7 protein-coding genes are annotated in these 3,309 nt (G+C 35.4%); 1 reads left to right on the forward strand and 6 read right to left on the reverse strand.

Annotated elements, in window-relative coordinates; translation table 11 throughout:
- Nucleotides 1-227 precede the first annotated feature (227 nt).
- Nucleotides 228-629, reverse strand: a complete 402-nt coding sequence (locus tag AB1422_18185; GenBank protein MEW6621229.1) for a DUF86 domain-containing protein — start codon at nucleotides 627-629, stop codon at nucleotides 228-230.
- On the reverse strand, nucleotides 613-909 hold the full coding sequence (locus AB1422_18190) for a nucleotidyltransferase family protein (GenBank protein ID MEW6621230.1): 297 nt from the start codon (nucleotides 907-909) through the stop codon (nucleotides 613-615). The genes AB1422_18185 and AB1422_18190 overlap by 17 nt, the downstream gene beginning before the upstream one ends.
- Before the next feature lie 205 nt (nucleotides 910-1,114).
- Between AB1422_18190 and AB1422_18195 the strand changes: the two genes are divergently transcribed.
- Nucleotides 1,115-1,480, forward strand: a complete 366-nt coding sequence (locus AB1422_18195; GenBank protein MEW6621231.1) for a four helix bundle protein — start codon at nucleotides 1,115-1,117, stop codon at nucleotides 1,478-1,480.
- Between the two features lie 434 nt (nucleotides 1,481-1,914).
- On the opposite strand, the gene AB1422_18200 is transcribed toward AB1422_18195, so the two are convergent.
- From AB1422_18200 to AB1422_18215, 4 genes are all read right to left on the reverse strand, one after another.
- Complete coding sequence (locus AB1422_18200) at nucleotides 1,915-2,352, reverse strand: HEPN domain-containing protein (GenBank protein MEW6621232.1); 438 nt, start codon at nucleotides 2,350-2,352, stop codon at nucleotides 1,915-1,917.
- Entirely contained in the window at nucleotides 2,339-2,656 is a 318-nt protein-coding gene (locus tag AB1422_18205; GenBank protein MEW6621233.1) for a nucleotidyltransferase domain-containing protein, read from the reverse strand. Before AB1422_18205 ends, AB1422_18200 begins: the two co-directional genes overlap by 14 nt.
- A gap of 196 nt (nucleotides 2,657-2,852) precedes the next feature.
- The gene (locus tag AB1422_18210; protein MEW6621234.1) at nucleotides 2,853-3,053 is read right to left on the reverse strand and encodes a hypothetical protein; all 201 of its coding nucleotides are present in this window, start codon (nucleotides 3,051-3,053) and stop codon (nucleotides 2,853-2,855) included.
- On the reverse strand, nucleotides 3,050-3,309 hold a 260-nt coding region (locus tag AB1422_18215), incomplete at its 5' end, for a hypothetical protein (protein MEW6621235.1). The genes AB1422_18210 and AB1422_18215, both read right to left, overlap by 4 nt.

A 3,309-nucleotide genomic window follows, 5' to 3' on the forward strand; every position in this document is an offset into this window, starting at 1 on the left:
GCATTTTGATATTTATATTTGATATTTAATATTTGATATTTGATATTTATTTGTTGTCTCCCTCAAATCCTATTTTGCAGAACCCTATACACTATTTTAACCTTTATGCTAGATTAAGACACCACCTAAAATTTCCCATTTTTCATTTCCTATTTTACATTTATTTTTCCTTTGCGTGTCTGCGATGAATTAGTCTAATCGCACAGGTCGAAAAATATCGTAACCGTTCACCGCACAGACAAAAGAGTTCGCATACGTGTCTGCGGTAAAGGACTACCTGCGTTTGTCTCTATCTTTTCAATAATTAAGGCTACTTTTTCCCTTAGATCAGGGATGTTATCTTTCACCGTATCCCAAATAGCATCAGTGTCTACACCAAGATAATCATGTATTAGTTTGTCTCTCATGCCAGCAATCTTTTTCCATGAGATATGAGGATATTTGTCTCTAAAGGTATCTGAAAAACGCTTTGTTGCTTCTCCTATTATTTCCAATTGTCTTATTATACTGTCCTGAATTTGGGTATCCTCAATAAAGATCTCATAATCAATACCCACGGTGTACTTTTCAATTTTTGCTATTGCATCCAAAATATGCCTCAAATATATGGTATCATCTTTTTTCATCATAAACTACCTTTAGCTCTTTCATTATTTTGTCTCTTAAGTAGGGACTTATTGATTTTTCTGTCAGCAAATCTACTTTGATACCTAACTCTTCAGACAACTCCATTTCTATTCCTACTAAATCAAGCAAACTCTTTCTCTTTGAAAATCTTACTAAAAGGTCTAAATCACTCTTTCTGGTAAAATGATCCCTTGCGTAAGAGCCAAATACCCCAAGAAATGTTACATCATATTTCTTACATGTTTGTTGTAATTTAGTTTCATCTATAATTGCTTTTCCCATTTGTTTATCTCCTAGTGCTCTGTCGCTATTCAAGTGATTGATTGGCCGTTGTCCCCCGCTGGCGGGGGTCTAATCCTTACCCACAAGTTGGGTAACAAGATGAAGTAAGCAAGGATAAACTATAAACGGGAGATTAGAGATTGCAGGAGAGCGGAGTGAGTGGCAAAATTCCAAATCACAAATTCCAAAATACAAATAAATTCCAATGACCAAAATTCAAAATTCCAAACAATATGATTTAGAAGAAAGAACTTATCAATTTGCTCAAGAGGTTGCTTTATTCTGTAAGAAACTACCTAAAACTATTACTAATATCGAATATGTAAAGCAAATAATTAGGGCTTCGGGTTCAGTTGGAGCAAACTATATTGAGGCAAATGAGTCTTTAGGCTCGAAAGATTTTAAGATGAGAATAAAGATTTGTCGTAAAGAATCAAAAGAATCTGCTTATTGGTTAAGATTAATAATTGGAACTAACGATGAAAAATTTAAACAAGAAGGAGAAAGGCTTTTCAAGGAGGCAATAGAATTGAAGAAAATTTTTTCTTCAATTATTGAAAAGTCTAAATGAATTTCCATCGTTGTAATATAAACTTTGGAATTTAGTGTTTGGAATTTGGAATTTATTTGGAATTTGGTGCTTGGAATTTGGAATTTCTATCTAATCTGTCCACTAAAAGATGTGGGTAATGATTAGGCCAAGGGAGGACATCAATTGAGTAGCGACAGAGCACTAGTCTCTTTTTTACCTTTTATCAAATGGTGGCTAACGGGATGCGGATGAGCGAAGTGCCCCTTTAGGGGCATTTTGGCTTCAGCCGTTCATCTGCTGATAGCCGAAGTGACGCTTCGCAACTTCCCTTTTTCAAAGATTCCCCTTGAGTTATATAAAGCTTCCGCCTTTCGCTCGTCCGCATCCCGATAACCAAAATGGAGCGAAGCGACATTCTGGTTATCGATTTGCGTGTTTATGAAATTGCTGAAGGCAATTTCGTAAACACGCTGTTAGACGCTCTTGGTTGCTTCCTTTTTAGTATCATTGACAAAATTAATCTTATTTAAGACAAACTCTTTTACCTTCTTAGCTATTTCAAGAGCTTCCTCAGCAGCTTCTATTCCTGGTTCAAGCCAGACATCAGGATAACGAACTTCTACTGCATAATCAGTTAAGTTATCCGCATCTTCCAACTCATCTTTGAAAGAGAATTCTACGGTAGCACATAATTCTAACAAGTCTGCTATCTTATGAGTCTTGGTAAAATAAATTTGATGGTATACTAAAAATGCCTTCAAATACTTCTCTACAGCCTGCTGACAATGAAAACATACCGTTTCTGTAACAGGGTCTTCAAAGGACAATTCTCTTTCTACGCTCAAAAGATCTTTATCTGCCTTCTTTATCCATTTATTAACCAAATCCTTAATAACTTCATCTCGATTCATAAATAACCTTCCCAAATTTGTTTGCAGGATAGATAATGGTGCCAATAATATCCTTGTAGGTTTCAAATTCTTCAGCAGTTTTTACAATCACATCCACTGGAATTTTCAAACCAGCCAGTATCTTTCTAACTTTACGACTCTGTATACGTGCTGGCACATTACTATCTTTAATAATCAACAAATCCAAATCACTATCTTCTGTGGGGGTTCCGTTAGCATAAGAACCAAAAAGAATTATTTTTTGAGGCTTGAAGTTTTCTGCAATTCTTGTTTTAATTTCATCTATTTGCTCTTGACTTACCATTAAACTCCCTCCTGCGTAAATTTTGCCAATGATATCCTGATAAATCTTCCTCCTTATCCCAGCGACCAATGGCGTCTAACGTTCCTGATGTAAAAAAAGTTTTGCAAAGCAAAATTTGGACGAAGTGAAACAAAGTCTTTTACATCATGTTATATGCTGTGCCGTGCCCTTTTATAATCATATTCAAAGTAAACTCTTATTCCTTTCTCAATAAAACCCCTTTCTCGCTTGGTCTAACTTGAGCTACTCCATCTAAGTGTTTGATATTCTCTAACCCTTTCTTTGTGGTCTCAACTCCTACAATATCTGTAAAATTGGAAACAAATAGGATATTACCATATTCTTTAATCCTCTCAATTGTTTGACTATCCTTGATTTTGGCTAAGATTCTAATCATTTTTCTAACACCTCCACTAACTTATGAATATTGAGCAATCCATACCCCTGTTCATTTCTTCTATATCCCAAGTCCTTGCAACTCTGTTTCATAGAGTTTATCACCCCTTCTTTATCTTGATACTTACTGAAAAGAGAAGCTAATGTGCCTGTTATTATTGGTGTGGAGATAGAAGTTCCCATAACCTTAAATTTGCCAATAGAAAGAGAACCCGGGGCTAGCAAATCCGGCTTTTCTTGAAATACAAACCCTCTAC

The sequence above is a fragment of the bacterium genome (assembly GCA_040757115.1).
Lineage (GTDB): Bacteria > UBA9089 > CG2-30-40-21 > CG2-30-40-21 > SBAY01 > JBFLXS01.